Source organism: Tabrizicola flagellatus, from assembly GCF_008271465.1.
GTDB classification, from domain to species: Bacteria; Pseudomonadota; Alphaproteobacteria; order Rhodobacterales; family Rhodobacteraceae; genus Tabrizicola; species Tabrizicola flagellata.
In genome coordinates this window covers 402,068-428,714 of record NZ_VMDU01000002.1, presented here as the reverse complement: position 1 = coordinate 428,714, position 26,647 = coordinate 402,068, and the positions used below count along the sequence as shown (strand labels likewise).

The window sequence follows — 26,647 nt, the reverse complement described above, 5'->3', positions numbered from 1 at the left end:
TCCCCCTTCAGCTCGCCTGAGTTGACCGATCCTGTCGTGGCGGTCGTTTGCAGGCACCGCTTCACCCCATCGCTGCACCATCTTCGGGTCTTCCCAACATGTTTCGTTTCCTCGAAAATCTCGTCGATCCCTATCAGCCTTACGTTGAGCAGGACGCCCCGCCCCGCCGGCTCTGGCCCTTCCTGAAGGACTACATCCGGCCGTTCCGCGGGATCTTCGCGATCACCGCCCTCTTCTCGGTCGGCAACGCGGTGCTGGATGTCGGCATGATCTGGTATCTCAGCCGCCTCGTCGATCTGATGGCGGGCCAGACGCCGCAGGCCTTCCTCGAAAACCACTGGACCGAGATCCTGCTGGCCGCCCTGGTGATCCTGATCGTCCGCCCCCTTGTCGCGGGCGGGTCCGTGGGCCTGCTGCACAACACGATCCTGACGAACTTCGGCACGATGATGCGCTGGCGCGCGCACCGGCATGTCCTGCGCCAGCCCGTCGGCTGGTTCGAAAGCGACTTTGCCGGCCGCATCGCCAACCGGATCATGCAGGCCCCGCCCGCCGCCGGCGATGCGGTGTTCCAGGTCTTCGACATGGCCGCCTTCGCCGCCGCCACCTTCCTTGGCGCGCTGCTGATGCTGGCGAACTCCGATCCCCGGCTGATGGTGCCGCTCCTGCTCTGGCTCGTGGCCTACCTGTCGCTGATGCGCTGGACCATCCGCCGCGCCGGCCCCGCCGCCACGGCCTCTTCCGACGCGCGGTCGGCGGTCACGGGCCGCGTGGTGGACAGCTACACCAATATCCATTCGGTCAAGCTCTTCGCCCACCAGGCGGCCGAAGAGAACTACGCCAGGGAGGCCATCGAACACGCCCGCACCACCTTCCAGAAGGAAATGCGGATCGTGACGAAGATGGACGTGGCGCTGACCTTCATCAACGGTCTGATGATCCTCGGCGTCTCCGCGCTCGCCATGTGGCTCTGGACCCGCGACCTTGCCACCGTCGGCGTCGTCGCCGGGGCCGTGGCGCTGGTCCTCAGGCTCCACTCCATGACCTACTGGATCATGTGGGCCTCGACCCAGCTGGTGCAGAACCTTGGCACGCTGGCCGAGGGGATGGAGACGATCGCCCAGCCCGTGACCCTGGTGGACAAGCCCGGCGCGCAGCCGCTCCAGTTCCGCGAGGGGCTGCTGGAGCTGAAGAACGTCTCGCACCACTACGGGCGCGGGTTCGGGGGGCTGAAGAACGTCAGCCTGACGATCCGTCCGGGCGAGAAGATCGGCGTCGTCGGCCGCTCCGGCGCGGGGAAATCCACGCTGGTCAAGCTGATCCTGCGCTTCTACGACACCGAGTCGGGCGCCATCCTGATCGACGGCCAGAACATCGCCGACGTCACGCAGGAAAGCCTCCGCCAGAAGATCGGCATGGTGCAGCAGGACTCGTCGCTCCTCCACCGCTCGGTCCGCGACAACATCCTCTACGGCCGCCCCGGGGCGTCCGAGGCCGAGATGATCGCCGCCGCGAAGAAGGCCGAGGCGCATGATTTCATCCTCACGCTCGAGGACCCACAAGGGCGCAAGGGCTATGACGCCCATGTCGGCGAACGGGGGGTGAAGCTGTCGGGCGGCCAGCGCCAGCGCGTCGCCATCGCCCGGGTGATCCTCAAGGACGCCCCCATCCTGATCCTCGACGAGGCGACCTCGGCGCTGGACAGCGAGGCCGAAGCCGCCATCCAGGGCGCGCTTTACGGGGTGATGGAGGGCAAGACGGTCATCGCCATCGCCCACCGCCTGTCCACCATCGCCGCGATGGACCGGATCGTGGTGCTGGAGGACGGCGAGGTTGTCGAGGACGGCCCCCATGCCGACCTGCTGCGCAAGGGCGGTCTCTACGCCCGCTTCTGGGCGCGCCAGTCCGGCGGCTTCATCGGCCTCGAAGAGGAAGCCGCCGAATAGCCCCCAAGCCCAAGAATTTTCGCCGAAAATTCTTGGGCCGCACGGGAACCCTGCCGTCCATGCGGCGTTGACACTTGCTTCCCCCCAAGGACCGGCCTACCTCTCCCCCATGAGCGCGCTTCAAAGCCTCGGCTCCCTCATCGACGCCTTCCGCCCCGCCGACGGCCCGCCGCCGCAACGCCTCGGCGCCTTCATGCGCTGGGCGCTGGCCGGGTCCTGGCCGATGCTGGTCGTGGCCGGGGTCCTCTCCTCCCTCGCCGGCGTGACCGAGGTCGTCTCGGCCCTCATCCTCGGCTGGGTCATCGACGCCGCCGTCAATTCGGGCCCGACCGACTTCTTCGCCGCCCACTGGCACCTCGTCGCCTGGTTCCTCGGCTTCTACCTCGTCCTGCGACCGCTTGCCTTCGCCGTCTCCTCGGCCTCGAACAGCATCGTCATCGGGCCGAACGTGATGCCGCTGGTCCTGTCGCGGCTCCACCGCTGGACGCTCGGCCAGGCCGTCACCTTCTTCGACAACGACTTCGCCGGCCGCATCGCGCAGAAACAGATGCAGGCCGCCCGCGCCGTCACCGATGTCGCGACCGAAGTCATCAACACCGTCTGCTTCGCCCTCGCCTCGGTCATCGGCTCGGTCGCCTTCCTGCTCGCCGTGGACTGGAAGGCCGCAGTAGCCCTTGCCGTCTGGCTGGTCGCCTACATCCTCCTGATCCGCTTCTTCATGCCGAAGATCCGGGTCAATTCCGCCGCCCGCGCCTCGTCCCGCGCCATGGTCTCGGGCCAGGTGGTGGACACGATCACCAATATCAAGACCGTCAAGCTCTTCGCCCATGCCGCCTTCGAGGACCGCGTGGCCATCGACGCGATGGAGGTGTTCCGCGACCGCAGCCTCGAATTCGGCGTCATCTCCACCTGGTTCCGTTTTGCGCTGATGCTGCTCGCAGGCGTCCTGCCCGTCCTTCTGATCGGCGGCACGGTCCTTCTCTGGCAACAGGGCGCCGCCTCGGCCGGCGACATCGCGGCGGCCGGTGCCATCGCGCTGCGCATCGCGCAGATGTCCGGCTGGGTCAGCTTTACCCTCATGTCGATCTACACCAGCGTGGGCGAGGTCGAGGACGGCATGCGCACCCTTTCGGTTCCCCACGCCCTTACCGATGCCCCCGATGCCCAGCCCCTTCCCCGCATCCGGGGCGAGATCCGCTTCGATCACGTCACCTTCGCCTATGGCCGCGAGCGGGGCGGGGTCCGGGACATCGACCTGACCATCCGCGCGGGCGAGAAACTGGGGATCGTCGGCGCCAGCGGGGCGGGGAAATCCTCGCTCGTCTCGCTCCTCCTCCGCCTCTATGACCCCGAACAGGGCCGCATCACCATCGACGGCTTCGATGTCCGCGATGTCACGCAGGAAAGCCTCCGCCGCCAGATCGGCATGGTCACGCAGGAAACCGCGATGTTCAACCGCAGCGCGCGCGACAATATTGCCTACGGTAGGCCCGAGGCGACCGAGGACGAGATCATCGCCTCCGCCCGCGCCGCCGAGGCGGACGAATTCATCGCCGGCATGCACGACCACCAGGGCCGCAAGGGCTATGACGCCTTCCTCGGCGAACGCGGCGTCAAGCTGTCGGGCGGCCAGCGCCAGCGCATCGCGCTTGCCCGCGCCTTCCTGAAGGACGCGCCGATCCTGGTGCTGGACGAGGCGACCAGCGCGCTCGACAGCGAGGTCGAGGCCTCGATCCAGGAGGCGTTGGGCCGGGTGATGCAGGGCAAGACGGTGCTCGCCATCGCGCACCGTCTCTCCACCATCGCCGCGATGGACCGGATCATCGTTCTTGACCGTGGCCGGATCGTCGAGATGGGTAGCCATGACGAGCTTCTGGCGAAGGACGGGCTTTACGCGCGCTACTGGAAACGGCAATCAGGCGGCTTCATCGGCACCGAAGACGAACAGGCGGAAGCGGCAGAGTGATCGTCACCATCGAACGGCTCGGGCACCTGGGGCACGGCATCGCTCCGGGTCCCGTCTATGTGCCCGGAACCCTTCCGGGCGAAGTGGTCGAGGGCACGCCCGACGGCGACCGCCTGCTGGACCCGAAGATCATCACCCCCTCTGTCAACCGGGTCAAACCCCCGTGCCGCCACGCCCGCGCCTGCGGCGGTTGCCAGCTGCAACACGCCTCGGATCCCTTCGTGTCCCGATGGAAGCAGGAGGTCGTCCAGACCGCGCTTGCCGGTCAGGGACTTACGGCCGAGTTCCTGCCGATCGTCACCTCACCTGCCCGCTCCCGCCGCCGCGCCACGTTGTCCGCCCGCCGGACGAAAGGGGGCGTGCTGATCGGCTTTCACGCCCGGGCCTCGGACACGATTGTCGAGATCCACGACTGCGAGCTTCTGCACCCCGGCATCCTCGAAGCCTTTCCCGGCCTGCAAGCTCTGGTCCAGACCGGGGGCTCGCGCTCCACCGAGCTTTCCCTGCAGGTGACCCTGACCCGCGGCGGCCCGGATGTCGTCGTCACTGGCGGCAAGCCGCTGGACGCCGCCCTGCGCATGGACCTTGCCCGACTGGTCGAGGCGCACGGCTTCTCGCGCCTGACCTGGGACGGCGAGACCGTGGCGCTGCGTGACCGCCCGGCGCTGGCCATGGGGACGGCGATGGTCGTTGCCCCGCCCGGCGCCTTTCTTCAGGCCACTGCCGAAGGCGAGGCGGCGCTTCTGGCCGCCGTGCGCCAGGCGCTTGGCCCGCAGAAGCGGGTCCTCGATCTGTTCAGCGGTGTCGGGACCTTCACCCTGCCGCTGGCCACCGACATGGAGGTGCATGCCGTCGAGGGCGACGCGGCGATGACCAGGGCTCTGGACCTCGCCGCGCGCAACACGCCGGATCTCCACCGGATCTCGGTGGAAACGCGGGACCTGTTCCGGCGGCCGCTGGAACCCGACGAGCTGCGCGGCTTCACCGGCGCCGTCATCGACCCCCCGCGCGCCGGTGCCGAGGCTCAGACCGAGCGGCTGGCGCGGTCGGACATCCCGGTGCTCGCCGCCGTGTCTTGCAACCCCGTCACCTTTGCCCGCGATGCGAGGGTCCTGTCGGACCATGGCTACCGGCTCGACTGGATCCGGGTCGTCGACCAGTTCCGCTGGTCCACCCACATCGAGCTTGTCGCCCGTCTGTCGCGCGCCTGACAAATCCGTGAAGCCCTGCGGCTCTCGCCGCACTAGGCAAATCGACCGATTTCCGCTATCCATCGGAAAAAAAGACAGGCGGGCAAGGGCATGCGTATTTTCGGGTGGCTGGCGATCCTCGTGGCGGTGATCGGCCTTTCGGGCTGTGGAGATCCCAAGTTCCGCAAGTACCGCGGTCCCGAAGTGACCCAGATCCAGGTCCACAAGGCCGACCGGCGCATGTATCTTCTGCACCACGACAAGGTTCTGAAGGCCTATGACATCGCTCTCGGCTTCGCGCCCGAGGGCCACAAGCAGTTCGAGGGTGATGGCAAGACGCCGGAAGGCGCCTACACGATCAGCCACAAGAACCCGAATTCCAAGTTCCACCTGTCGCTGCGCATCGACTATCCGAACGCCAACGACATCGCCTTCGCCGAGGCGCAGGGCAAGAAACCCGGCGGCGACATCTTCATCCACGGCGGGCCGACCCGGCCGGTGTCGCGGCGGGACTGGACCGAGGGCTGCGTCGCGTTGACCGACCGGGAGATGGAGGTCGTCTATTCGATGGTAAAGCCCGGAACGCCGATCTACATCCTGCCTTGAACGCGAAAGGGGGCCCGAAGGCCCCCGCACGACAGCCATGCTTGCCGGGCTCAGGCCCCGGTCAGCATCGTCCACCAGATCTTGCCGCCCGGCTCCTGGAACCAGGCAAAGCCCAGCTTCGTCGCCAGCGGGTCCATGATGACCACCCGGGTATCGGGTTGCGCCATCCACGAGGACAGCGTTTCCAGCTCGGTCTCGTAGGTCTCCGAGATGTTCTCGCCCAGCAGCCGCCCGGTGAAACCGCTGCGCTGCGCCCGCACCAGGGGCGAAGACCCGTCGGACCCGAAATGCCAGGGCCGGTTCTGCACCGACATGTCGCGCGAATGGGTTTCGGCCGCCGCGTTCAGGCTGGCGTCGAAGGCCACCGGCTGCAGCGACTTGGCCGCGCGCAGGGTATTCATCGCGTCGAGGAACCGGAACGACACCTCGCGCGGATCGCCGATCCGGTAGACCTGTGGCAACGGCTTGCCGTCAGCCCCCAGCTGGGGCGCGCTGGAAGTTCCGCAGGCAGCCAGCGTCACGCCGGCGCCGGCAAGCAGGAAGATACGTCTGTTCATTCGGTCCACCAGATCAGAGCCGCCCCGGGGGCGGCCGTTCGGCTCTCCTTAGCGGAAGCGCGCGCCGGGTTCAAACGGGGTTCTTGCCGATCGGCAGGATGCTGACGGGCGTTTGATTTGCGGCCCGGTCACAAAGTCGCTATATGGCCGTCGAGAACAGACCTTACGGAGTATCAGCCATGGCAAACGGCAAGATCAGCCGCCGCGCGGTTCTGGGCGGTGCAGCGGGCGTGGCCGGTCTGGTGGCCTTCCCCGCGCTGGCCCAGGACGGAACCACCGAATTCCTGCAACCGGCCACGGCCACCCGTCACAACATCTCCAGCTTCCGCATCCTGCAATGGCAGGATTATTTCGACAACCTGCGCAACGGTGCGATCCTGGCCGACACCACGTCGCGCGCGCTGCACTTCTGGTCCGAGGACCAGTCGATCTATCGCCTCTACCCAACCTCGGTTCCCCTGTCCGAGGAACTGACCCGTCGCGGCTTCACCACCGTCATCCAGAAGGTGGTCAATCCGACCTGGCGGCCGACCGCCTCGATGAAGCAGCGCAATCCCGACTGGCCCGACATGGTCCCGGGCGGGGCGCCAGACAATCCGCTCGGCACCCGTGCGCTCTATCTGGGTTGGCCGGCCTACCGGATCCATGGCACCCATGACACCCGCAAGATCGGCCGCCGGTCCTCGAACGGCTGCATCGGGCTCTACAACGAGCACATCCAGGAACTGTTCGAACTCGCGAAGGTCGGCACCCAGGTCCGCCTGATCTGATCGCGCCCGACCGGGCCGGAACCGGACCGCGCGGCCGCAATGCCGCGCGGTCCTTGCGTTTTCAGGCCCGACGGCACCAGGCGGGCAGCGTCGTGTCGATCCGGCCCGTGCAGGCGGCCTCGACGCACCGCGCCAGACTGGCAAAGTGAAAGCCCTTCCCCACGGCCGGGGGGCCGTAATGCGCGTATTTGCCGGAGTTGGTGGCGATGTTGCGCACCGACTTCGGCACCACGGGCTCTCCGATGAAGCACCAGCAGGTGTCGTTCAGCACCTCGCCGCCGAAGGCGCTGATCGTGTCGATCAGTCCTTCGGCGCGTGCCTGTTCGTGGACATCGCGCCCGCAGGTCACGGTCAGCCGGACGCCCTCCGCCTTCTGCCGTCCTGCGCACAGTCGGGCCAGGGCCGCGATCTCGGTCAGCGAGAAGTGCGGATTGCCCAGCGCCACCAGATCAACATCCGGCGTGCGCGCGATGTTCAGCTCTGCCCAGGTCTCGGCCAGATCCTGCACCGACACCTGCACATGGCGCACATCGTCCCCCAGCACCGCCGTTGCCGTGCCGGCTTCGGGAGTGATGCCCAGGATGTGGAACATCGGCGCCGCCGAGGTAGTGGCGAAGGCCGCGCCGAATGCCTTCAGGTCGTCGTGGCCGACCTCGTGGTCCTCAAGCCCGCAGATCAAAGGTATCTCGTTCGTGGCGATCTTCCCGATGTGATAGCCAAGCAGCGGGAAGAACAGATCGTCCAGGTCCCGCAGCGGCGGCAGGTCAATGCGGATTGCGGCGCGGCGGCCCCTGCCCAGATAGCACTCGGCCGCCGGGGCGCGGCCTGTCAGGGCGACCAGGACATCCAGATAATCCGGATACTTCAGCGTCCGCGCGCCCAACACCGAATTGGCGAACATCACCGCGTTGGACTCGCCCCAGGCGATGTTCTGCCCAGCCCTGGGCCTCGGCTCAAGCAGATAGGGCGCGCAGGTGTAGGTCGGTCTTGCGCCCATCTCGACATAGGCATCGGCCAGCGCATCCGAGCCTTCGCCCACCACCGCCGGTACGCCTTGCGCCCGCCATTGCCGCCGGTCGACGCAGAGCGCGTTCATCGTCGTCGGCACCCGGACCCTTGCCCCCATATCGCACAGCCTGCGGGCAAACTTCAGACCGGCCGGTCCCTGGTAGAACACGCCGTCAAGATGCGCCATGTCGACGTCGACCAGTTCGGTCGCGCCCTCGATCCGCGCGGTTTGCAGGACGATCCGCATCGCCGTCTGTGCGGCCTCGCCGAAGTCTCCGGCCAGAAGGCGGCAGTCCAGCTCGCTCAGCCGGAAATCGGCCGGATCGGGCCGCGGCAGGTCAAAGCTTGCGGGCAGGTCCATCGGCCCCTCGGCGGACCAGAGCGTGTCGCCTTCTATCCGCGCGTGGCTGACACCGGAAAGGGCCGCGAATCCGGCCTCGTCCAGTTGCAGCACCGGAATTGCGCGATGGAACAGCTCTCCTGCGATCAGCACGCCCAGCGTTAGGATCGTTTCCTTGTGCCGAAAGACCAGCGCTGCCGGGGCGTGGCCGTTCATCAACAGTTCGAAGATCACCAGGCTGCCCGAGCAGGACCCCCGTCCACTCGGAATGGCCAGCACCTTCCCCGCGACCGACTCGCCGCACAGCGGATGGTGGACGTCGGTGACCCGTCCCGTGGCTGCATCGACTCCGCCCATGAAGCTGAGCCCGACATCCGCATGCAGCACCGGCCCGCTTGCCCGCCCCGTGATCAGGGCCTTCCCGCTCAGCATCGACCACGGCATTCCGCCCTCGCCCCTCCACCCTCTGGCTCGGGGTAGGCTAGCACGCGGGTTCCGAAAAGGTTAAGACCGCCCTAACGGATTCTGGCAACCTATTGGTCTTGAACAGGAATATCGGGTCTGTCCACTGTGGACACGTCACCCCTTCCGGGGCAACCACCCACCGAGGTTCTCTTCGATCACCGCCACCAGGGCCTCGATATGGGCCGCATCGTCGTTCAGGCAGGGGATGTAGGTGAAGACCTCGCCGCCGGCATGTTCGAAGGCCTCGCGGATCTCGCCGTTGATCTCCTCCAGTGTCTCGATGCAGTCCGCGGAAAAAGCCGGGGCGATCACCGCGATCCGCTTCTTTCCCTGCTTCGCCAGCTCTGCCACATGCTCGACCGTGTAGGGCCGCAGCCACTCCTCGCGCCCGAAGACCGACTGGAAAGTGGTGTCGATCGACCCCTTCTCCCACCCCAGCCTCTCGCGCAGAAGACGGGTCGTCTTGGCGCACTGGCAGTGGTAGGGGTCGCCCTCCATCAGGTAGCGTTTCGGCATCCCGTGGTAGCTGGCCACCAGCACGTCCGGCCGGTGGTCCAGCGCCGCATAGGCCGTCTCGACCGACCTGGCCAGCGCGTCGATGTAGAGCGGGTGGTCGAAGTATTCGGCCACGGTCCGCACCGCCGGCTGCCGCTTTTCCTTCATCAGTGCCCGGAAGAACTGGTCGTTCGCCGTGGCCGAGGTGGCGCCGGCGTAGTGGGGGTAGAGGGGGAAGAACAGGATCTTCTCGCATCCCGCATCGACCATGGCCCTGACTTTCGACTCGGTCGAGGGGTTGCCGTAGCGCATGCAGAAATCGACCATCACCTCGGCCCCGTGCCGTTCGGCCATCGCCGCAGCGATCGCCGCCGTCTGCGCCTTGGTGATGGTCAGAAGCGGGCTCTCGTTCAGCTCTTCGTTCCAGATCAGCCTGTAGTTCGCGCCCGAGGTGAAGGGACGCTTCGACAGGATGATCAGCTGCAACAGCGGTTGCCATTTCCAGCTGGGGTAATCGACGACCCGCTTGTCCGAGAGAAACTCGTTCAGATAGCGCCGCATCGACCAGTAGTCGTAGGCATCCGGCGTGCCCAGGTTCGCCAGCAGGATCCCGACCCGTGCCCGGCGCACCGGCGGATGATCGGCCGGCGCATGGGCCAGCCGACCCTCGCCGGGACGCACTTCCTCCGCCGCAGCGGCTTTCGTCCGGTCATCCGGCATGTCAGTCCTTCCCTCTGGTTCAGCACGGGACATAAGGGCTGGGTCGGCAGGGTCAACCATCTTTGGGCAGTCGGCCCTCGGGAACGCCCAGAGCATCAGCCAGCCGCGATCTGGCCGAACCCGGGCGCAGCGGCTTTTGCTGGCTGTCATGCGGTGCCCATCCGGTCAGGAACACAAGCTCGGCCGTCGCACGCAGTCGCCCCTCCGCCGTGACAAAGGTTCCGGCATAGACTTCCGCGGCCGCCGCCAGCACGGAACGGGAGGTGAAGCGGCGCAGCCGGCCAGCCAGGGCATTGGTTTCCCCTGCGGCCCTGAGGTCGGACATCAGCGCCCCGAAATCGCGATACTCGACGGTCTGCACAAGGCTGTCGGCGACCGGCAAGGCGAAGCCCGCACGTTGCATCAGCCCCCCGAGGTCGCGGATCTCGGCCATCGGCAGCACGCGGGGAGACAGCCCGCCGGTCACGCGGGCCTCGGCTTCGGCGAGGCTTGTCCGCAACTCCTGCAGGCTGCGCCCGCCGGGCAGGACGGCAATGAAAAGACCATCAGGTCGCAGCGCGCGGCGGCATTGTACCAGCTGGCCCAGTGGGTCGTTCGCCCAGTGCAGACCCATCGCGTGGATCACCAGGTCATGCGCGCCAGGAACCATGTCCAGCAGGTCGTCATCGGCAACCTGCCGGGCGTCCGGGCGCAGATCCCGCCAGATTTCGGGGAATCCGCTCACCACGGCCGGCGCCGTAAAGGTTCTGTTAACCTCGGTGAGTCTTTCCTGAATGTCGGTCAGGGCGAGGCGATGCAGGAACATCGCCGGACCATGATCGGGCAGGGTTCGGGCGCGGGCGCGGTGGCGGGCCAGTGCGGTACGGTCGGTCAGGATCGGGGCTTCGGTCATCGGCGGGACATTAGGAGGCAGGGATGGGATTGCAAGGCGCGCTGCATCTGATCTACCCGCCGCAGTGCCTGTCCTGCGCGGCGCCGGTGCAGTCCGATTTCGGCCTCTGCGCCGACTGCTGGCGCGAGACCCCGTTCATCGCCGGCCTCGTCTGCGACGGTTGCGGAACGCCGCTTCCCGGACCGGACAGCGAGGAGCGGGCGCTGTGCGACGACTGCATGACCGTCAAACGCCCCTGGGACCGGGGAAGGGCCACGCTGATCTATGACGGAAACGCCCGAAACCTGGTGCTGGCGCTCAAGCATGGCGACCGGATGGATCTGGCGCGACCGGCATCGGACTGGATGGCCCGCTCGGCGCAGCCGATCCTGCGGCCGGGGATGCTGGTCGTGCCGGTGCCCCTGCACTGGATGCGGCTGTTCCGGCGTCGCTACAATCAGGCGGCGCTTCTGTCGCGGGGCATCGCGCGCGCGACGGGTCTGGAGCATTGCCCGGACGCCCTGACCCGCCGCCGGCCCACCGGCACCCAGGACGGCAAGGGACGCGAGGCGCGCTTTGCCAATCTGCTGGACGCCTTCGTCGTGCCGAAGGCGCGCGTGATGCGGGTGCGGGACCGCGACATCCTGCTGGTCGATGACGTGATGACCTCGGGCGCGACCTTTGCCGCTGCGACCGAGGCGCTGATTGCCTCGGGCGCCCGGTCGGTTTCGGTGCTGGCGCTGGCGCGCGTTGCGAAAGACGGCTGAACCCCTATATTCGGGCGCGAAAGAGGTGCCCCGATGCGTCCGGTCGAAATCTATACCACCCCCATCTGCCCCTATTGCCACGCGGCCAAGCGGCTGCTGCAGAAGAAGGGCGTGGCCTTCGCCGAGATCGACGTCAGCCGCGACCCGGCGCTGCGCGAGGCCATGGTCCAGCGCGCCAACGGCCGCCGCACCGTGCCGCAGATCTTCGTCGGCGAGGTGCATGTCGGCGGTTGCGACGACCTATATGCGCTGGACAGCGCCGGCAAGCTTGATCCGCTCCTGGCCGCGTGATGCGCGCGGGCCTGGTCCAGCTGACCGTCACCGACGACCCGGAGGCGAACCTCCCGGTGACGGTCGGCCTTGTGCGTCAGGCCGCCGCTGCGGGTGCGGGTCTCGTCCTGACCCCGGAACTGACGAACGGCCTGTCCTCCAGCCGGACTCACCAGCGCAGCGTGTTCCGGCATGAGGACGACGACCCGACGCTGGCCGCGCTGCGGGCCGAGGCGCGGGCGGCGGGCATCTGGCTTCTGATCGGCTCGCTGGGCCTTCTGACCCATGACGCGGACGGTCGCTTTGCCAACCGCAGCTTCCTGATCGCGCCGGACGGCGGGATTGCCGCGCGCTACGACAAGATCCACATGTTCGATGTCAATGTCTCGGCGACCGAGGTCTATCGCGAAAGCGAAGGCTACCGGCCGGGCGCGCGGGCGGTCGTAGCCGAGACGCCTTTCGCGAAGATCGGCATGACGGTCTGCTACGATGTGCGCTTTCCGGCGCTGTATCGGCGACTGGCGCAGGGCGGGGCGCAGATCATCACCGTGCCGGCCGCCTTCAACCACATCACCGGTGCTGCGCATTGGGAGACCCTGCTGCGCGCCCGCGCCATCGAGACCGGCTGTTTCGTGCTGGCCCCGGCGCAGACCGGGTTCCACCCCGAAGCCGACGGCAAGGGCCGTCGAACCCATGGCCATTCCCTGGCCATTGCCCCCTGGGGCGAAGTGCTGGCCGATGCCGGAACCGAGCCGGGGGTGACGCTGGTCGATCTGGACCTGGCCGAGGTCGAGAAGGCGCGCGGTCGGGTGCCGTCTCTGTGGCATGACCGGAGCTTCGAGGGGCCATGAGCGGCGAGAAGGGAAGCGACAAGGCGGATGACATCGCGGTCGCGCTGTTCGGCGAACTGTTCATGGCAGATCAGCTGGCGCGGAACCGCATTTCCAAGGTGCTGCCGAAGGGGATGGAACTGTCGCATTTCGGCGTGCTGAACCATCTGGCGCGCATCAACGACGAACGCACTCCGGCGCAACTGGCGCGGGCCTTCCACGTCACCCGCGGCGCGATGACCAACACGCTGGCCAAGCTGGAATGGGCCGGGCATGTCCACATCCGCCCCGACTGGGAGGACGCGCGGCAGAAGTTCGTCGCGATCAGTCCCAGCGGCCGGGCGGCGCGCGACGGAGCCGTGGCCAGCGTGGTGCCGCTGATTGCCGAGGTCGTGCAGTCGATCGGCCCCGAGAAGGTGCGCGCTCTCTTGCCCGTCCTGCGGGAACTTCGGATCAGCCTGGAAAGCGAAAGCACCTGACCGGGCCGGCGGCCGTGTTGGCGGAAATGCCGATATCCCCGATATTGTGCCGGCTTCCCCGTCGAAGCCCCTTGCCCTGATCGCCCGATCTTCGCATAGACTGCACCGACATCCCGGGTCTGGTCATCATGCACATCCTGCAATTCCGCCTGCTTGCCCTGCTTGCCGCGAGCACCGCGCTGACCGTTGCGCCGGCGCATGCCGAAAGCACGGGCACGCTGAATATCAACGGGGCAACCGGCCTGATCGACATGCCGTCGGGCGAGGCGCAGAAGGATGCGACCTTCTCCTTCAGCACCTCGCTGGCAGGCCCGATCACTCGCACGACCTTCAGCTTCCAGTTCAGCGAGCGGCTGTCTGCATCATTCCGCTTCCAGACCTGGCGCGACTGGGACACGGTAATCCCAGGTGACAGCAAGGAAACCGACCGCAGCATCGACCTGCGCTACCAGATCCTGAAGGAAGGGACCTGGCGCCCTGCCCTGACCATCGGCCTGCAGGACATGACCGGACAGGGGCTGTTCTCTTCGGAGTATGTCGCGGCGACGAAGAATTTCGGCGACCGGCTGAAGGTTACGGCGGGCCTCGGCTGGGGCCGGCTGGGCAGTTACGGCAGCATCGGGGCGCCCTTCGGCGACCGCCCGCCGGTCAGCCCGACCGGCACGCCCAACGCCGACCAATGGTTCCGCGGCGATGCGGCGCCCTTCGCGGGCGTCGAATACAGGATCAGCGACACCTGGACCTTCAAGGGCGAGTATTCGTCAGACGCCTATGTGACCGAGGACGAGGTGCGCGGACTGTTCGATCGCGATAGCCCGTTCAACTTCGGCTTCGAGTATCAGCGCAATCCCAACATGCGCTTCGGGGTCTATTCGCTTTACGGCTCGGAGATCGGGTTGACCTTCCATGTGATCCTTGACCCGAAAAGCCGCCTGACCGGCGGGATCGCCGGCGCTGCCCCCGCCCCTGTCAAGGCACGCCCGTCGAGGGCAACAGACCCCGATGCCTATGACGGCGGCTGGGTGACGCAAGCGGATGCAGGGTCGATCCTGCGCAAGAATCTGGCCAAGCGGCTTGCCGCCGACGGAATTGCGGTCGAGAACCTCGCCTACACCGAGACGACCGTGCAGGTCCGCATCCGCAACAGCCGGATCGACGCGGGCTCGCAGGCCGTGGGCCGGACAGCGCGGGCGCTGAGCCATGTCATGCCCGCCTCGGTCGAGGTGTTCGAGATCGTGCCCGTGGTCAACGGCATGGGGGCCTCGAAGATCACCATCCGCCGCAGCGACCTGGAAGGGCTGGAGTATACCGCCGACAATGCAACCTTGCTGCGCGAGCGGGTCACCGTCACCGATGCGGGGCCGGTCCCTGCCTATGCCATCGGCGACGAGAACCTGTACCCCAGGTTCTCCTGGGGCCTGCGGCCGGCGCTGCGCCTGGCGGAACCGGCAAAGGGCGACATCGGCCTGCGCCTCTCGGCAAGTTACAACTTCGCGCCGGGTTTCGTGGTGGCGGGCTCGGTGTACAAGCAGCTTGTCAGCAACACCGATCTTGGCAGCCCCTCAACCTCGCCCCTGCCGCATGTCCGCACCGACGGATCGCTCTACACCGAGTTCGGAGATCCGGCGCTGGAGCGTCTGACTTTCGCCTGGTATGCGCGCCCGGCACCGAATTTCTATTCCCGCATCACGGTGGGCTATCTGGAGCGCATGCATGCCGGTGTGTCGGGCGAGCTTCTGTGGAAGCCGGTGGACAGCCAGCTGGCCCTGGGAATCGAGGCCAACTACACGCGGCAGCGCGATACGGATGGTGGCCTGGGCTTCGACGAGTATGACTATGACGTCGTGACCGGCCATGTGTCGGCCTACTACGACTTCGGCAACGGCTTCCTCGGCCAGCTGGACGTCGGGAAGTATCTTGCCGGCGATGTCGGGGCGACGATCTCGATCGACCGCGTCTTCGCGAACGGCTGGAGGGTCGGGGCCTTCGCCACTGTGACGGATGTCAGCGCGGAGGACTTTGGTGAAAGCGGTTTCGACAAGGGCATCCGGTTCACCATTCCCTTCAACTGGGCACTTGGCACCGAGACGCGGCGAGGCTTCGGCATGACCCTGCGTCCGGGCAGCGGCGATGGCGGCGCGCGGGTCGATGTGGACGGGCGGCTCTACGAGTCGATCCGGGAGTATCACACCGATGGACTTGACCCCGATTGGGGAAGGGTCTGGCGGTGAGATTTCCAAAGAAAGCGATTGCAGCCATCGCCCTGATGGCGCTGCTTGGCGCCTGCGGCAATGACGGCGGCGGCGGAAACCCTCTGGTTGCTGCGGTCGGTCAGATGGCCAAATCCGCGGTCTCCCAGGAAAGGAAGGGCGCCGCGGGAGCCGCGCGCCCCATAAAGCCTGCCGGGCGAGAGGAGCTTGAAGCCTATGGCAAACCCGTCTTGCGGGTCAAAGCCCAGGCGCTGGGGCAAGATGCCCTGCTGACGATTGCCGATACCAAGGCCGATGTCGTGACCTGGACTGCGCAGGGGCAGGCCAACTTCTCGCTCCGCAATGGCGTGCTGATCCAGACCCGCGGTCTCGGGGCCGACCTGATGTCGGCCGATGCTCCCGCGCTGGCGCAGCTGAAAGGCGCGGCCAGCTACCAGCGCATCTACTACTTCCTCGGCCCGGACGACGCCGGAACGCGGCGGACCTACGACTGTGCCGCCGTGGTCGTCGGCGCAGAGAGGGTCGAGATCCTGGGCAAGTCGCATGGGGTTACCCATGTGACCGAGACCTGCACTCGACCCAATGGCAAGGTGACCAACGACTACTGGATCGAAGGCAACACCGTGCGAAAATCCCGGCAATGGGCCAGCAACGGGGTCGGCTACCTGGAGTTCGAGAAGGTCATCGACTGACCACCGGGCCGGGCCCCTCGTCGCCGCACGGGCGCTTCCGCGGCCCTGGTCGGGAGGGTGCAGGATCAGCGCATCCCGCTGCAATCTGGGCCTGACAGGCAACGAATGGGTGCGAATCGTCGGTATTTGCCCCAGACTGGCGGGCAGAACGACAGCCTGCGAGGGCCGCATGAAGCCCCTGATCGCGCTGAGCCTCTGTGTCGCCTGTCTTGCCGCCCCGGCCCTGGCCGGCGGCCCGGTCGTCGTCGTCGAGGAACCGGAGCCCGAGGTGAAGGAGGCGTCGTCCTCCAGCAAGGGTTGGCTGCCCTGGCTTGTGGTGCCCCTGTTCCTTTGCGTGGTGATGTGCGGACCGGATGGGGACGACGAGGGCGATCAGTAGTCGCGCTGGAGATAGACTCCGATCCCGGTCTCGCCGTCGGCCCCGATCCTGCCCTTGACCGTGAGCCCCTTCCTGAGGTCGAGGTTCAGGTTGATCCGGCTCTTGCCCTCCTGATCGACCTCGATCTCGGTATAGACATTGTCCTTGATGTATTTCCCGGCCTTCAGCGCGGCGGAGCCGTCCTCGGAAGTCGTCACGTCCAGATCGTCCAGCCCGAAGGTCCGGCGCAGGTTGCCCACCAGGCCCACACCGCTGCGTCCGGCAAGAATGGCGACCGCATTCGCCAGTTGCGCGGCCTGCAGGGCCGAGATGTTGTCGAGGCCCCGCCCGAAGAGAAGCCGCGCCAGGACTTCCTCTTGCGGCAGGTCGGGAGAGGAGGTGAACCGGACAACGGGGTCGTTGGCCGGTCCTTCGACGGTGACCGTGCTGACGATGCCGTCGCTTTCGGTATCCGCCGCAATGCTGATCTGCGGGATCAGGCTGCCCTCCATCGCCAGATCGGCGCGCGACAGGACCAGGCGCCGCCCCAGGATGTCGATCCGGCCGCGGATCAGGCTGAAGCCCCCTGCCGGACGGACGTCCGACGTCGTGCCCAGAAGCCGCAGGCTGCCGCCAAGCTCGGCGTCGATCCCCCGGCCGCGGACGAAGACCCGGGCGGGGGCGGTGATCGTCAGGTCCAGCCCGAGTGCCCGGGCTGGCGCCGCATCACGCGACGCGGCGGCGATGGCGTCCAGAAGGCCCGCCTTGCGCCGGGTGTCGCGCACGGGCGCCGTGTCGCGGACATGGCGGATGTTCATCAAGGCATCGGCCGAGCTGAATCCCGAGGCCGGCACCAGCACCTCGGTTTCTCCGAGTTGCAGCGCACCGGACAGCACCGCCCCGCCGGCCAGCGGCCCGCGCAATGCCAGATTGCCGCTGACCCGCGTTTCATACAACTCGGGATCGTAAAGCCGCAGCCCGTCGAGGGCGATGCTCAGGTCGGCCTCCTGCCGCCCGTTCAGCCGGATCGGCCCGTCCACCCGCAGCCGCCCGCCCGAGGACAGGCCCGAGGTCGCCGAAAGCTGCAGCGTCCCGCCCGCCAGTTGCCCGATGGCCTGCACCTGTTGCAGGGACAGACCCAGTTCCGGGTCAGAGATGCGGCCGTCAGACAGGGTGACACGCCCCGAAAGCGACGTCAGCGCCAGCGGCCCGTTCAGCCGCAGGTCATAGCCGACCCGTCCCGAGGCGGACCGCGGCGAAAGGAACAGGTTCGCAAGCCCCGCCTCGCCCGAGCCGTTGGTCGCGAGGTCGGCGGTGCGGAAATCGTTCGCCACCCGCCCCTCGACCCGGGCGGCGAACTGGCCCGGCCCGTTGCCGCGCAGGTCGAGCCGATAGCCCGCCGCGTCCTGCACCGCCGTTCCGGCCACGGTCAGCGGGCCCGAGACTTCGGGCACGATCAGCCCCAGGTTCGCCAGCCGCGCGTCCAGCGTGATCCGCCGCACCTCGCCGGTGATCTCGCCCTGCGCCGTGGCGGACAGTTGCGGGTTCTGCAACCGGGCGGAGCGAACCTGGATCACCCCCCCGTTCAGGCCAAGGTCGAGGTCGAGATTGCTTTGCCCGGCCAACAGCCGATCCGCTTCGGCGTTGCCAATGCGCAGTGACCGGCCCTGCCCCGTCAGCCTGATCGCCCCGGCCTCGGGCGTGCCGGTGAAGCGGCCCTCGAGCGTCACCGCACCGCCATAGCCCGCCCGGAGCGCCGACAGATCGGCAAGGCTGACCGTTCCCGTCAAGTCCGACCCGGCCGAGGCCAGCCGGCCGCTCGCGCTCGCCCGCAAGGCCCCCGCCTTCAGATCCAGGCTGCGCAGGGCCGTGCCCGTCTCGTCCCGCCGGACCGAGGCGGTCAGCCGCGAGGCCCCGGAAAGCAGCCGGTCCGCCTCGGGTTGACCGATCGACAGACCGGAGCCGTCGAAGGCGATCTCGGCATCGAAGACGCCCGACAGCCGGCTTGCCTCGCCCGACACCTCCAGCCGCCCCGCCCCGCCCAGCGGACGGCCTGCCAGCCGCGAGAAGCGCGAGAAATCCGCGGCCTCGACGGCCAGCTTGCCGGTCATTCGCAAGGCCTGGTCCAGCCCCTCGATCCGCACCGCGCCGGTTCCGGTCAGGCCCGCGCCTTCCAGCCGGATGTCGGTCAGTTGCAGCGCGCCCGCGCCTTCGCGGGTGAAGAATCGCAGCCCGCCGGTCAGCGCCGGGCCCAGCGCCTCGGCCAGGGCGGGGTCGGAGGGCTGAAGGCCTGAGGCGCTTCCGCTCAGCGTGCCGCCGAAGCTCCGCCCCGCCGCGCTGCGCCCGATCCGGCCCGAGCCCGTGACCGCAAGGTCGGCGATCTTCAGGTCGGGCCGGTCCAGCCCCCGCACCGACAGGCTGCCCGACCAGCTGTCGGCATCGCCCTGCGCGGATCTCAACTGGAAATCGGCGCTGCTGACCTTCGTCCCGTCGGCCAGCGGCAGCACCACCGGCGCCCCGTCCGGCGCGACGAGGCGACCGCTGACCTCCAGCCGCTCGGGCACGCCATCCGCCGCGATCTCGGCCGCGCCGGTCAGGGCCAGCGACCGCGCGGCCAGGTCGAAACGGTCCACCCGCACCCGCCCGCCGGCGCTGCGCCAGGCGTCGAGCTTCAGGCCGACCTCGGTGCCGAAGAAATCCACCAGGTCCGGCGCCAGCATCGGCGCGAGATCCCCCGCAAGGTCGGCACCAAGGCGGTTCCCGCCGTCCTCGGCCCGCAGCGTGACCGTGCCGGTCAGCCGGTCGGCACCATCCGTTGCCAGCGAGACATCGGCCGCGAAATCGTCGATCGGCCCCTGCCCCTCGACCTGCAACTGCGCAGAGGGTGCGCCGGGGATGCCCAGCAGGCTGGCCGCGATCCCGCCCGCCGCCTCTTCGGCCCGGAGCGACAGCTTCAGTTCTCGCGTCGCATTGGCATAGGCCGCGTCCAGCCGCACCTCGCCCGAGGGGCCGTCGCCGGTGCGGATCAGGTCCAGCACCGCCTGCCCCTCGCCCCCGGCCAGTTGCAGCGAGGCCGACAGCGTGCCGGTGACCGGCTGGCCAAGCAGATCGGTGCCCAGCTCGATCCGGTCGGCGGCGACCTTCTCGATATCGATCGAGACCAGCAGTTCGGGAAGGCTGAACCCGGCCGCCTCGGGCGCGGGCACAGCCTCGGCCGAGCCGACGGGCGCACGGGCGACGATGATCTCGTCGGCGGACAGTTCGTTGACCACCACCTCGCCCGACAGAAGCGCCGAGCGCGACCAGTCCAGCACAACGCCGTTCAGCGTGATCCAGATGCCCTGGTCGTCGGCGATGGTCAGCTGCTCGATCGTGGCCTGGGCCGAAAGCGCGCCGGCAAAGCCCGTCACCGTGACCTTGCGCCCCGCACCGGAGAGCGTGTCTTCCAGAAAGGCGGTCAGGTAGTCGCGGTCGTCCTGCTCTTGCGCCTGGGCGGGCAGGGCGAGCAGGCAGAGGGCGAAGGCAAGCGCGCGCCGCATCAGAAGGACTGCCCCAGGCCGACATAGATCTGCACCCCGTCGCCGGTGGTGCCGCTGATCGGTGCCGCCACGTCCAGCCGGATCGGGCCAAGCCCGGTGTCATAGCGCAGCCCCAGCCCGGCCCCGGCATGGGAATTGGCCAGATCACCCGAGAAGCCATCCACCCCGATGCTGCCCCAGTCGACAAAGCCGACCACCCCGATCCGTTCGGTCACGCTGGCGCGCAGTTCCACCGAGGCGGCAAGGAATCGGTTGCCGCCGATCAGGAACTGCGGCCCGAAACCCCGCGTTATGGCAACCCCCAGCGAGCGATAGGGCTGGCCGCGCACCGTGCCGCCCCCACCCGAGAAGAACAGGTCGCTGCGCGGCGTTTCCAGCAGCGCCGGGCCGAAGACCGCCCCGGCCTGCGCCCGCGCCGCAAGCACGAAACGGCCCCCGGAGCCGAGGCTGCGATAGATGCGCCCGTCCAGCGTGGCGCGCAAGCCCGATCCGGTGGTGCCGAAGCCCAGGAAGGGCTTGGCTGTCGCATCGATGTAGAAGCCCTTCGTCGGATCCGTCGCCACGTCGCGTCGGTCCCAGGTCAGTCCCGCGGGCAGCGACAGGTTGCGGAAGTCGAACCGTCCGCCGGGGTCTCGCCCCCTAGCGGTGTCATAGGTCAGCCCGGCCCGCGCCGTCAGCTGTTCGGAAAACACGTGGGAAAACCGCAAGCCGAAGCTGAAGGCGTCAAGGTTGTAGTCGATCTCGTCCTCGTGCCGGTAGCTCAGCACCAGACCGGCCGAGGTGTCCGCACTCAGCGTCGCGGGGCGGTCGAGCGTCACCTCCAGCCCGTAATCGATGCCGCTGAGGCTGGTGCCGATGTTGGTGATCTCGCCCTTGATCCCCAGCCTTTCGCCCCCGCCCAGAAGGTTGCGGTGCAGCCAGGCGGCCGAAAGCGACAGGCCGTCCAGGCTGGCTATTTCGACACCCAGCGAATAGCGGCGCGGCTTCTGCTCGACCACGGTCGCGGTGATGCCCAGAAGGTCCGGCGCGGTGATCCGGTCGTCCTCGGTCAGCGCGACGGACGAGAAGATGCCGGTGCGGCGCAGCCGCGTCTCGGCCCGGCGCAGTTCGGTCTCGCTGAAGGTCTCGCCCTCGGGCAGGCCGGCGATCTTGCGGATGCGCGCCTCGCGCATGCGCTGTTCCCCGGTGATGGTGAGCGGCCCGAAGCGCAGGCGCGGACCTGGCGTCAGGCCGACATCGGCGTCGATCCGCCGGGCGGCGTGATCGGCCAGCACCCGCTCCTGTCCGACGAAGGCCTTGGCATGGCCGGCCTCGCGCCAGGCGGCGATGGCGACATCGACCGCCGACTGCACCTGGCCGCTTTCCGCCGGAGCGCCGGTGCGGAAGCCTTCGGGCAGCTCGGTCCCCGGCGCGAGGGGGGCGATTCGCGCCTGGCCGAACCGGAAGGGCGGGCCTGGGTCCACCAGGATACGGATGGTCGAGATCGCACGCGGCGCCTCGAGCGCAGGGATCGCCGCCGCCTCGCGCCCGTCGATCAGGATGCGGATGTCGACCGAATAGTGGCCCCTGGCATAAAGCGCCGCAAGGATATGCGCGTAATCCGACCGCGCCGCCGCCAGCAGGTCCTGCGGATCGGTCTGGCCCTGCTGTTGCAGCGACCGAACCATCGCCGCCTCGGTCACCGCCTTCGTCAGTTCCTCGGATCCGCCGGCGACCGAGATGTCCAGCCGCTCCAGCGCCAGCACGGGGGATGCCGCCAGCACCCCGACCAGAAGGCCAAGCGCGCACCGGAGCCGCGATGTCTTCGGACCGGCGTGCATCCAGCCTGACCCCTTTCCCTGCATTCCCCGGACTATTGCAGCTTGTGCCGGACCCTTCAATCGGGGGAAAGCCGGTCGGCAAGCCTCCGGTTCCCTCAAGCCGTCATCAGCCTGTGACAGGATCGTAGCATCACCGCCGCGAAGCTGGAGGATTGCAGATGACCGAAGACGCCTATGACCTGGACGAAGCCTACCGGATCAACGGTCCCGAGGACGCCCGCCGCATGTATGGCGACTGGGCGGAGACCTACGACGAAAGCTTCGGCGCGGCCTGGGGCTACATCGCCCCTCGCGAGATCGCGGCGATCCTGAAGGGCGAGATCGCCGAAGGGGCCGAAATCCTGGACATCGGCGCGGGCACGGGCCTGGTGGCGGAACACCTGCGCGGACTGACGGTGGACGCGCTGGACATCACGCCCGAGATGCTGGAGGTCGCGCGACCGAAGGGCCTTTACCGGAACCTGATGCTGGGCGACCTGACCAAGGCCCTGGACATCCCCGACGCGAGCTATGACGCCATCGTCAGCTGCGGCACCTTCACCCATGGCCATGTCGGCCCGGAATGTTTCCCCGAGCTTCTGCGCATCACCCGCCCCGGCGCGGTCTTTGCCTGCGGCACCATCGGCCCGGTGCTGGACGGGGCCGGCTTCGGCTCGGAACTTGCCCGGATGGTGGCGCATGGCCGGATCACCCCGGTCGCCTGGCGCGACATCCCGATCTACGAGTGCGCGGACCATCCGCACAAGGACGACCGCGGCCTGGTGATGGTGTTCCGCCGGATCTGAGTCCCGGGAAGGACATGACCCGATCCGGGTCATGTCTTGAAGAACGACATGATTCTCTTGGCTATCTTCACTCTGTGCAGGCCCGGGTCCGGCCGTGCCGTGCGGCCAGGAAGCTTAAGGAGGATCAAGCATGAGGATTCTGAAAGGTGGTATCGCCGCGATGGCCGTTGCGGCGCTGGTGGCGATGCCGGCTCCCGTTGCGGCCAAGCCCGACAAGGAAGACATCGCCCGCGCGCTTGCGGCCTTGGCGATCCTTGGCGTCGCGGTTGCCAAGGCCAAGAACGACCCGGACGGCTGGGACGAAGACCGTTACGGCGATCCGTTCAGCCCGGCCCAGGGCGTGATCTGCCTGCCGAAGCCCAAACAGTGCTTCAAGGACGGGCACTTCTCCTATCGCTGGACCCGGCGGATCTTCGGCATCTGACCCCTTGGCACGGAAAGGAAAACCATGAAGTCTCGTCATATCCTCGTTCTGGCAGCGGCAAGCCTGCTGGCCGCGCTGCCCGTGTCGGCGGAAGAAGCCCAGACCCCGGTCGATCCCGCGACCATCGATCCGGTCGCGCGGATGGAGAAGGCGGTGAACACCAAGGCGCTCGAGCGCATCATGACCGAGCAGTCGGGCCTGTTGTCGCCGGGCGACAGCCTGCGTCTCCTGATCGTCGCGCAGCAGCGCGCGCTGGCCGAGAACTGCGACGGCTATGCCGTCGATGAAACGAAATTCGCGGCGGTGATATCCGATATCCTGTCCGGCCTCCAGGGGATGACGGAGGAGGGTCAGAACAATCTGGCCGTGGACATGGTGATGGGGGCCTATGCGATGAGCCTCGGCGGTCTGACCGCAGTCGCGGCCTATGACCCTGCGCGCTTCTGTGCCCGCGGCGCCGAGATCAGGGACGAACTGACCGAGGATACCGAAGGCCGTATCACGGTTCTGATGCCCGCCCAGTGATCCGGTCGGACCGCAGCGGCGCCCCGTTGCCTCGGGGCGTCGCAGGTTCAGGGCATGGTCCGCGTCCTCGACAGCGCGCCGAGTCGGTCCATCGTCCTGACCACCCCGAGGAACTGTCGCGCGACCGACAGCGTGGTGCCGTTCTCGCTGAACCTGGCGAGGGTTCCGCCCGGGGTCGAGATCTGACCGCGCCCCCTTTCGACCACCAGTTGCCGCGCAAGCAGTCGGTCAACATGACGGCGCACCGTTTCGACGGGCAGGTCAAGGGCTTCGGCAATCCGGCGGCGCGAGATGTGGCCACGATATTCGGGCGGGAGCTGCTGGCGGGTCAGCAGCGCTTCGCGGGCGGAGGGTGCCCGCATGAACCTCTGGACGGTGGCGGCAACGATGACGAGGAACACCATGCATTCCTCGGGCCTGAGCTTTACCGTTCTCTGAAGATCCAGCTGGATGGCCAGGATGGCGTTCAGCATGGCGAAGCCGATCGGCCGTTCCACCGCCTCGAACTGAGCGATGTTCAGCACATATGACGGCTCGCATCCTGTGTTGACGGGCACCATGGGCAGCCTCTTCGTGGTCGGCACGAGTCAAGGATAATACAGGTCGATCGGGGGAAAAGGCTTCGGGGTCGGGGAGAACGGCCTTGCATCCCTCGGGTCAACGGCCTATATCGACGCCAACAGCGGTTTCGGGGTCCAAACTCGAAGCTACCGGAAGATGCGAGCGGGCCGCCTGGTCCGCTTTTTCGTTTTGGAACCCTGATGACCGATCTCGTCGCGAAAACCGCCATCGACCGCCGCCTTGCCGACATCGTCCAGCCGGTGATCGAAGGCATGGGCTACGAACTCATCCGCCTGCGGCTGATGGGTGGCAAGACGCGCGTCTTGCAGATCATGGCCGACAGGCCCGAGGGCGGGATCGGCGTGGACGAATGCGGCGACATCTCCACCGCGGTATCTGCAGTGCTGGACGTGGAAGACCCGCTGGAGGACAACTATATTCTGGAAGTCTCCTCCCCCGGAATCGACCGGCCGCTGACCCGGCTGAAGGATTTCGCGACCTGGAAGGGCTGGGAAGCCCGGGTCGAGACGACCGAACTGATCGACGGCCGCCGCCGCTTCAAGGGCGATCTGGCGGGGGTCGATGGGGATGAGGTCCTCATCACCATCGAGGACGCGGGCGAAGAGGTCACCATCGGGCTCAAGTTCGACTGGCTGTCGGACGCGAAGCTGGTCCTGACCGATGCGCTGATCGCCGAGATGCTGCGCCAGAAGAAGGTAGCCGAACCCACTGACGGCCAGTTCGACGAGATCGAGGAAACTGACGGGGACGAGGAAGAAGATCCCGCCCCCGAGACGAAACACTAGGGAGAGAGACCCATGGCAATCACCTCCGCCAACCAGCTGGAGCTTCTGCAGACCGCCGAAGCCGTGGCGCGCGAAAAGATGATCGACCCGGATCTGGTGATCCAGGCGATGGAGGACAGCCTCGCCCGGGCCGCCAAGTCGCGCTACGGCGCCGAGATGGACATCCGCGTCAAGATCGACCGCAAGACCGGTCGCGCGACCTTCACCCGCGTCCGCACCGTGGTCGAGGACGACGCGGTGGAAAACCACCACGCCCAGCTGACGGTGAAACAGGCGAAGTCCTACCTGGCTGATCCCAAGGTCGGCGACGAGATCGTGGACGAGGTTCCCCCCGTCGATCTGGGCCGCATCGCCGCGCAATCGGCCAAGCAGGTCATCCTGCAGAAGGTGCGCGAGGCCGAACGCGACCGCCAGTACGAGGAATTCAAGGACCGCAAGGGCACGATCATCAACGGCGCCGTCAAGCGTGAGGAATACGGCAACATCATCGTCGACATCGGCCGGGGCGAGGGCATCCTGCGCCGGAACGAGAAGATCGGCCGCGAGGCCTACCGCATCGGCGACCGCATCCGCTGCTACATCAAGGACGTCCGCCGCGAACCGCGCGGGCCGCAGGTGCTCCTGTCGCGCACCGACCCGCAGTTCATGGCGGAACTCTTCAAGATGGAAGTGCCGGAAATCTATGACGGCATCATCGAGATCAAGGCCGTCGCCCGCGATCCGGGCAGCCGCGCCAAGATCGCCGTCATCAGCTACGACAACTCCATCGACCCCGTGGGCGCCTGCGTCGGCATGCGCGGCAGCCGCGTGCAGGCCGTCGTGAACGAGCTTCAGGGCGAAAAGATCGACATCATCCCGTGGAACCAGGACATCGCGACCTTCCTGGTGAACGCGCTGCAACCGGCCGAGGTCTCGAAGGTCGTGTTCGACGAGGAAGCCGGCAAGATCGAGGTCGTCGTCCCCGATGAGCAACTGTCGCTCGCCATCGGTCGTCGCGGCCAGAACGTGCGGCTTGCATCGCAGCTGACCGGCCTCGACATCGACATCCTGACCGAAGCCGAGGAATCGCAGCGCCGCCAGGCCGAATTCGCCGAGCGCACCAAGCTGTTCATGGATTCGCTCGACGTGGACGAGATGATGGCCCAGCTTCTGGTCTCCGAGGGTTTCACCAATCTGGAGGAAGTCGCCTATGTCGATCTGGACGAACTTCTGTCCATCGACGGCTTCGACGAGGACACGGCGGCCGAACTTCAGGCCCGCGCCCGCGATTATCTCGATGCGGCCAATGCCAAGGCGCTGGAAAACGCCCGCAAGCTGGGAGTCGAGGACAGCCTGGTCAACTTCGAGGGCCTGACGCCGCAGATGCTCGAGGCTCTGGCCCAGGACGGGATCAAGACTCTGGAAGATTTCGCCACCTGTGCCGACTGGGAACTGGCCGGCGGCTGGACCACGGAGAACGGCCAGCGCAAGAAGGACGAGGGCGTCCTGGAAAAGTTCGACATGTCGCTGGAAGAGGCGCAGAACCTCATCATGACCGCGCGCGTCATGCTGGGCTGGGTCGATCCTGCGGAACTGGAGCAGCCGGAAGAAGAGGCTGCCGACGACGAGGAGGCCGAGGCCTGATTTCAGGCCTCGGGGTTACGCGCC

24 protein-coding genes are annotated in these 26,647 nt (G+C 67.5%); 17 read left to right on the top strand and 7 right to left on the bottom strand.

The genetic code is table 11. The annotated features are described in order from the left end of the window. Positions 1–98 precede the first annotated feature (98 nt). The 4 genes from FL625_RS05190 to FL625_RS05175 all read left to right on the top strand — a co-directional run bounded on the left by FL625_RS05190 (position 99) and on the right by FL625_RS05175 (position 5,708). Positions 99–1,946, top strand: coding sequence for an ABC transporter ATP-binding protein (locus tag FL625_RS05190; protein ID WP_149587556.1), 1,848 nt, complete (start codon positions 99–101; stop codon positions 1,944–1,946). A 109-nt stretch (positions 1,947–2,055) separates the two neighbouring features. Further along, on the top strand, positions 2,056–3,912 hold the full coding sequence (locus tag FL625_RS05185) for an ABC transporter ATP-binding protein (protein WP_149587555.1): 1,857 nt from the start codon (positions 2,056–2,058) through the stop codon (positions 3,910–3,912). After that, positions 3,909–5,123 carry a class I SAM-dependent RNA methyltransferase gene (locus FL625_RS05180; RefSeq protein WP_149587554.1) on the top strand — a complete coding sequence of 405 codons (1,215 nt, stop codon included), beginning with the start codon at positions 3,909–3,911 and terminating at the stop codon, positions 5,121–5,123. The genes FL625_RS05185 and FL625_RS05180 overlap by 4 nt, the downstream gene beginning before the upstream one ends. 90 nt (positions 5,124–5,213) lie before the next feature. Continuing rightward, a complete protein-coding gene (locus tag FL625_RS05175) occupies positions 5,214–5,708 on the top strand; it encodes a L,D-transpeptidase family protein (protein WP_149587553.1) in 495 nt (164 codons plus the stop codon). 50 nt (positions 5,709–5,758) lie between these two features. Here the strand turns inward: FL625_RS05175 and dalA are convergent, their stop codons facing one another. Then, positions 5,759–6,265, bottom strand: a complete 507-nt coding sequence (gene dalA / locus FL625_RS05170; protein WP_149587552.1) for a divisome-associated lipoprotein DalA — start codon at positions 6,263–6,265, stop codon at positions 5,759–5,761. Between the two features lie 179 nt (positions 6,266–6,444). Between dalA and FL625_RS05165 the strand changes: the two genes are divergently transcribed. After that, entirely contained in the window at positions 6,445–7,035 is a 591-nt protein-coding gene (locus FL625_RS05165; protein ID WP_149587551.1) for a L,D-transpeptidase, read from the top strand. A 61-nt stretch (positions 7,036–7,096) separates the two neighbouring features. On the opposite strand, the gene lhpI is transcribed toward FL625_RS05165, so the two are convergent. From lhpI to FL625_RS05150, 3 genes are all read right to left on the bottom strand, one after another. Beyond that, on the bottom strand, positions 7,097–8,827 hold the full coding sequence (gene lhpI / locus FL625_RS05160; RefSeq protein ID WP_149587550.1) for a cis-3-hydroxy-L-proline dehydratase: 1,731 nt from the start codon (positions 8,825–8,827) through the stop codon (positions 7,097–7,099). A 135-nt stretch (positions 8,828–8,962) separates the two neighbouring features. Next, a complete protein-coding gene (gene hemH, locus FL625_RS05155; protein WP_149587549.1) occupies positions 8,963–10,063 on the bottom strand; it encodes a ferrochelatase in 1,101 nt (366 codons plus the stop codon). A gap of 52 nt (positions 10,064–10,115) precedes the next feature. After that, on the bottom strand, positions 10,116–10,955 hold the full coding sequence (locus tag FL625_RS05150; RefSeq protein WP_149587548.1) for a methyltransferase domain-containing protein: 840 nt from the start codon (positions 10,953–10,955) through the stop codon (positions 10,116–10,118). Between the two features lie 23 nt (positions 10,956–10,978). Between FL625_RS05150 and FL625_RS05145 the strand changes: the two genes are divergently transcribed. The 7 genes from FL625_RS05145 to FL625_RS05115 all read left to right on the top strand — a co-directional run bounded on the left by FL625_RS05145 (position 10,979) and on the right by FL625_RS05115 (position 16,561). Continuing rightward, entirely contained in the window at positions 10,979–11,701 is a 723-nt protein-coding gene (locus FL625_RS05145; RefSeq protein WP_149587547.1) for a ComF family protein, read from the top strand. 33 nt (positions 11,702–11,734) lie between these two features. Continuing rightward, a complete protein-coding gene (grxC, locus tag FL625_RS05140; RefSeq protein WP_149587546.1) occupies positions 11,735–11,992 on the top strand; it encodes a glutaredoxin 3 in 258 nt (85 codons plus the stop codon). Then, complete coding sequence (locus tag FL625_RS05135) at positions 11,992–12,822, top strand: carbon-nitrogen hydrolase family protein (protein ID WP_149587545.1); 831 nt, start codon at positions 11,992–11,994, stop codon at positions 12,820–12,822. The genes grxC and FL625_RS05135 overlap by 1 nt, the downstream gene beginning before the upstream one ends. Next, positions 12,819–13,280, top strand: coding sequence for a MarR family winged helix-turn-helix transcriptional regulator (locus FL625_RS05130; RefSeq protein ID WP_149587544.1), 462 nt, complete (start codon positions 12,819–12,821; stop codon positions 13,278–13,280). Before FL625_RS05135 ends, FL625_RS05130 begins: the two co-directional genes overlap by 4 nt. Positions 13,281–13,408: 128 nt before the next feature. Then, positions 13,409–15,511: a YjbH domain-containing protein gene (locus tag FL625_RS05125; RefSeq protein ID WP_149587543.1), complete on the top strand. Its 2,103-nt coding sequence runs from the start codon at positions 13,409–13,411 to the stop codon at positions 15,509–15,511. Between the two features lie 35 nt (positions 15,512–15,546). Continuing rightward, on the top strand, positions 15,547–16,182 hold the full coding sequence (locus FL625_RS05120) for a YjbF family lipoprotein (protein ID WP_149587542.1): 636 nt from the start codon (positions 15,547–15,549) through the stop codon (positions 16,180–16,182). 169 nt (positions 16,183–16,351) lie between these two features. Then, positions 16,352–16,561 (top strand): hypothetical protein, encoded by a 210-nt coding sequence (locus FL625_RS05115; protein ID WP_149587541.1) that lies wholly within the window; start codon positions 16,352–16,354, stop codon positions 16,559–16,561. Here FL625_RS05115 and FL625_RS18540 read toward each other — a convergent pair. Further along, positions 16,555–20,079 (bottom strand): translocation/assembly module TamB domain-containing protein, encoded by a 3,525-nt coding sequence (locus FL625_RS18540; protein WP_149587540.1) that lies wholly within the window; start codon positions 20,077–20,079, stop codon positions 16,555–16,557. The genes FL625_RS05115 and FL625_RS18540 overlap by 7 nt on opposite strands. Continuing rightward, entirely contained in the window at positions 20,079–21,899 is a 1,821-nt protein-coding gene (locus tag FL625_RS05105; protein ID WP_149587539.1) for an autotransporter assembly complex protein TamA, read from the bottom strand. The genes FL625_RS18540 and FL625_RS05105 overlap by 1 nt, the downstream gene beginning before the upstream one ends. A 158-nt stretch (positions 21,900–22,057) precedes the next feature. Between FL625_RS05105 and FL625_RS05100 the strand changes: the two genes are divergently transcribed. The 3 genes from FL625_RS05100 to FL625_RS05090 all read left to right on the top strand — a co-directional run bounded on the left by FL625_RS05100 (position 22,058) and on the right by FL625_RS05090 (position 23,633). Continuing rightward, positions 22,058–22,684: a class I SAM-dependent DNA methyltransferase gene (locus FL625_RS05100; protein WP_149587538.1), complete on the top strand. Its 627-nt coding sequence runs from the start codon at positions 22,058–22,060 to the stop codon at positions 22,682–22,684. A gap of 130 nt (positions 22,685–22,814) precedes the next feature. Continuing rightward, positions 22,815–23,108: a YcgJ family protein gene (locus tag FL625_RS05095; RefSeq protein ID WP_149587537.1), complete on the top strand. Its 294-nt coding sequence runs from the start codon at positions 22,815–22,817 to the stop codon at positions 23,106–23,108. Between the two features lie 24 nt (positions 23,109–23,132). Continuing rightward, positions 23,133–23,633, top strand: a complete 501-nt coding sequence (locus FL625_RS05090; protein ID WP_149587536.1) for a hypothetical protein — start codon at positions 23,133–23,135, stop codon at positions 23,631–23,633. A 47-nt stretch (positions 23,634–23,680) separates the two neighbouring features. Here the strand turns inward: FL625_RS05090 and FL625_RS05085 are convergent, their stop codons facing one another. Further along, complete coding sequence (locus FL625_RS05085; RefSeq protein WP_149587535.1) at positions 23,681–24,193, bottom strand: hypothetical protein; 513 nt, start codon at positions 24,191–24,193, stop codon at positions 23,681–23,683. Positions 24,194–24,394: 201 nt separating this feature from the next. On the opposite strand from FL625_RS05085, the gene rimP reads away from it, so the two are divergent. Next, positions 24,395–25,000 carry a ribosome maturation factor RimP gene (rimP, locus tag FL625_RS05080; RefSeq protein WP_149587534.1) on the top strand — a complete coding sequence of 202 codons (606 nt, stop codon included), beginning with the start codon at positions 24,395–24,397 and terminating at the stop codon, positions 24,998–25,000. A 12-nt stretch (positions 25,001–25,012) separates the two neighbouring features. Beyond that, positions 25,013–26,623, top strand: coding sequence for a transcription termination factor NusA (nusA, locus tag FL625_RS05075; RefSeq protein WP_149587533.1), 1,611 nt, complete (start codon positions 25,013–25,015; stop codon positions 26,621–26,623). The last annotated feature ends 24 nt before the right edge of the window (positions 26,624–26,647 follow it).

Coding starts and splice junctions, on each gene's coding strand:
- FL625_RS05135 (WP_149587545.1), top strand. CDS start 11,992: ATGCGCGCGGGCCTGGTCCAGCTGACCGTCACCGACGACCCGGAGGCG.
- FL625_RS05085 (WP_149587535.1), bottom strand. CDS start 24,193: ATGGTGCCCGTCAACACAGGATGCGAGCCGTCATATGTGCTGAACATC.
- FL625_RS05105 (WP_149587539.1), bottom strand. CDS start 21,899: ATGCACGCCGGTCCGAAGACATCGCGGCTCCGGTGCGCGCTTGGCCTT.
- dalA (WP_149587552.1), bottom strand. CDS start 6,265: ATGAACAGACGTATCTTCCTGCTTGCCGGCGCCGGCGTGACGCTGGCT.
- FL625_RS05150 (WP_149587548.1), bottom strand. CDS start 10,955: ATGACCGAAGCCCCGATCCTGACCGACCGTACCGCACTGGCCCGCCAC.
- FL625_RS05130 (WP_149587544.1), top strand. CDS start 12,819: ATGAGCGGCGAGAAGGGAAGCGACAAGGCGGATGACATCGCGGTCGCG.
- FL625_RS05190 (WP_149587556.1), top strand. CDS start 99: ATGTTTCGTTTCCTCGAAAATCTCGTCGATCCCTATCAGCCTTACGTT.
- FL625_RS05095 (WP_149587537.1), top strand. CDS start 22,815: ATGAGGATTCTGAAAGGTGGTATCGCCGCGATGGCCGTTGCGGCGCTG.
- grxC (WP_149587546.1), top strand. CDS start 11,735: ATGCGTCCGGTCGAAATCTATACCACCCCCATCTGCCCCTATTGCCAC.
- FL625_RS05115 (WP_149587541.1), top strand. CDS start 16,352: ATGAAGCCCCTGATCGCGCTGAGCCTCTGTGTCGCCTGTCTTGCCGCC.
- FL625_RS05185 (WP_149587555.1), top strand. CDS start 2,056: ATGAGCGCGCTTCAAAGCCTCGGCTCCCTCATCGACGCCTTCCGCCCC.
- hemH (WP_149587549.1), bottom strand. CDS start 10,063: ATGCCGGATGACCGGACGAAAGCCGCTGCGGCGGAGGAAGTGCGTCCC.
- FL625_RS05120 (WP_149587542.1), top strand. CDS start 15,547: ATGGCGCTGCTTGGCGCCTGCGGCAATGACGGCGGCGGCGGAAACCCT.
- rimP (WP_149587534.1), top strand. CDS start 24,395: ATGACCGATCTCGTCGCGAAAACCGCCATCGACCGCCGCCTTGCCGAC.
- FL625_RS05125 (WP_149587543.1), top strand. CDS start 13,409: ATGCACATCCTGCAATTCCGCCTGCTTGCCCTGCTTGCCGCGAGCACC.
- FL625_RS05145 (WP_149587547.1), top strand. CDS start 10,979: ATGGGATTGCAAGGCGCGCTGCATCTGATCTACCCGCCGCAGTGCCTG.
- FL625_RS05100 (WP_149587538.1), top strand. CDS start 22,058: ATGACCGAAGACGCCTATGACCTGGACGAAGCCTACCGGATCAACGGT.
- FL625_RS05090 (WP_149587536.1), top strand. CDS start 23,133: ATGAAGTCTCGTCATATCCTCGTTCTGGCAGCGGCAAGCCTGCTGGCC.
- FL625_RS05175 (WP_149587553.1), top strand. CDS start 5,214: ATGCGTATTTTCGGGTGGCTGGCGATCCTCGTGGCGGTGATCGGCCTT.
- lhpI (WP_149587550.1), bottom strand. CDS start 8,827: ATGCCGTGGTCGATGCTGAGCGGGAAGGCCCTGATCACGGGGCGGGCA.
- FL625_RS05165 (WP_149587551.1), top strand. CDS start 6,445: ATGGCAAACGGCAAGATCAGCCGCCGCGCGGTTCTGGGCGGTGCAGCG.
- FL625_RS18540 (WP_149587540.1), bottom strand. CDS start 20,079: ATGCGGCGCGCGCTTGCCTTCGCCCTCTGCCTGCTCGCCCTGCCCGCC.
- nusA (WP_149587533.1), top strand. CDS start 25,013: ATGGCAATCACCTCCGCCAACCAGCTGGAGCTTCTGCAGACCGCCGAA.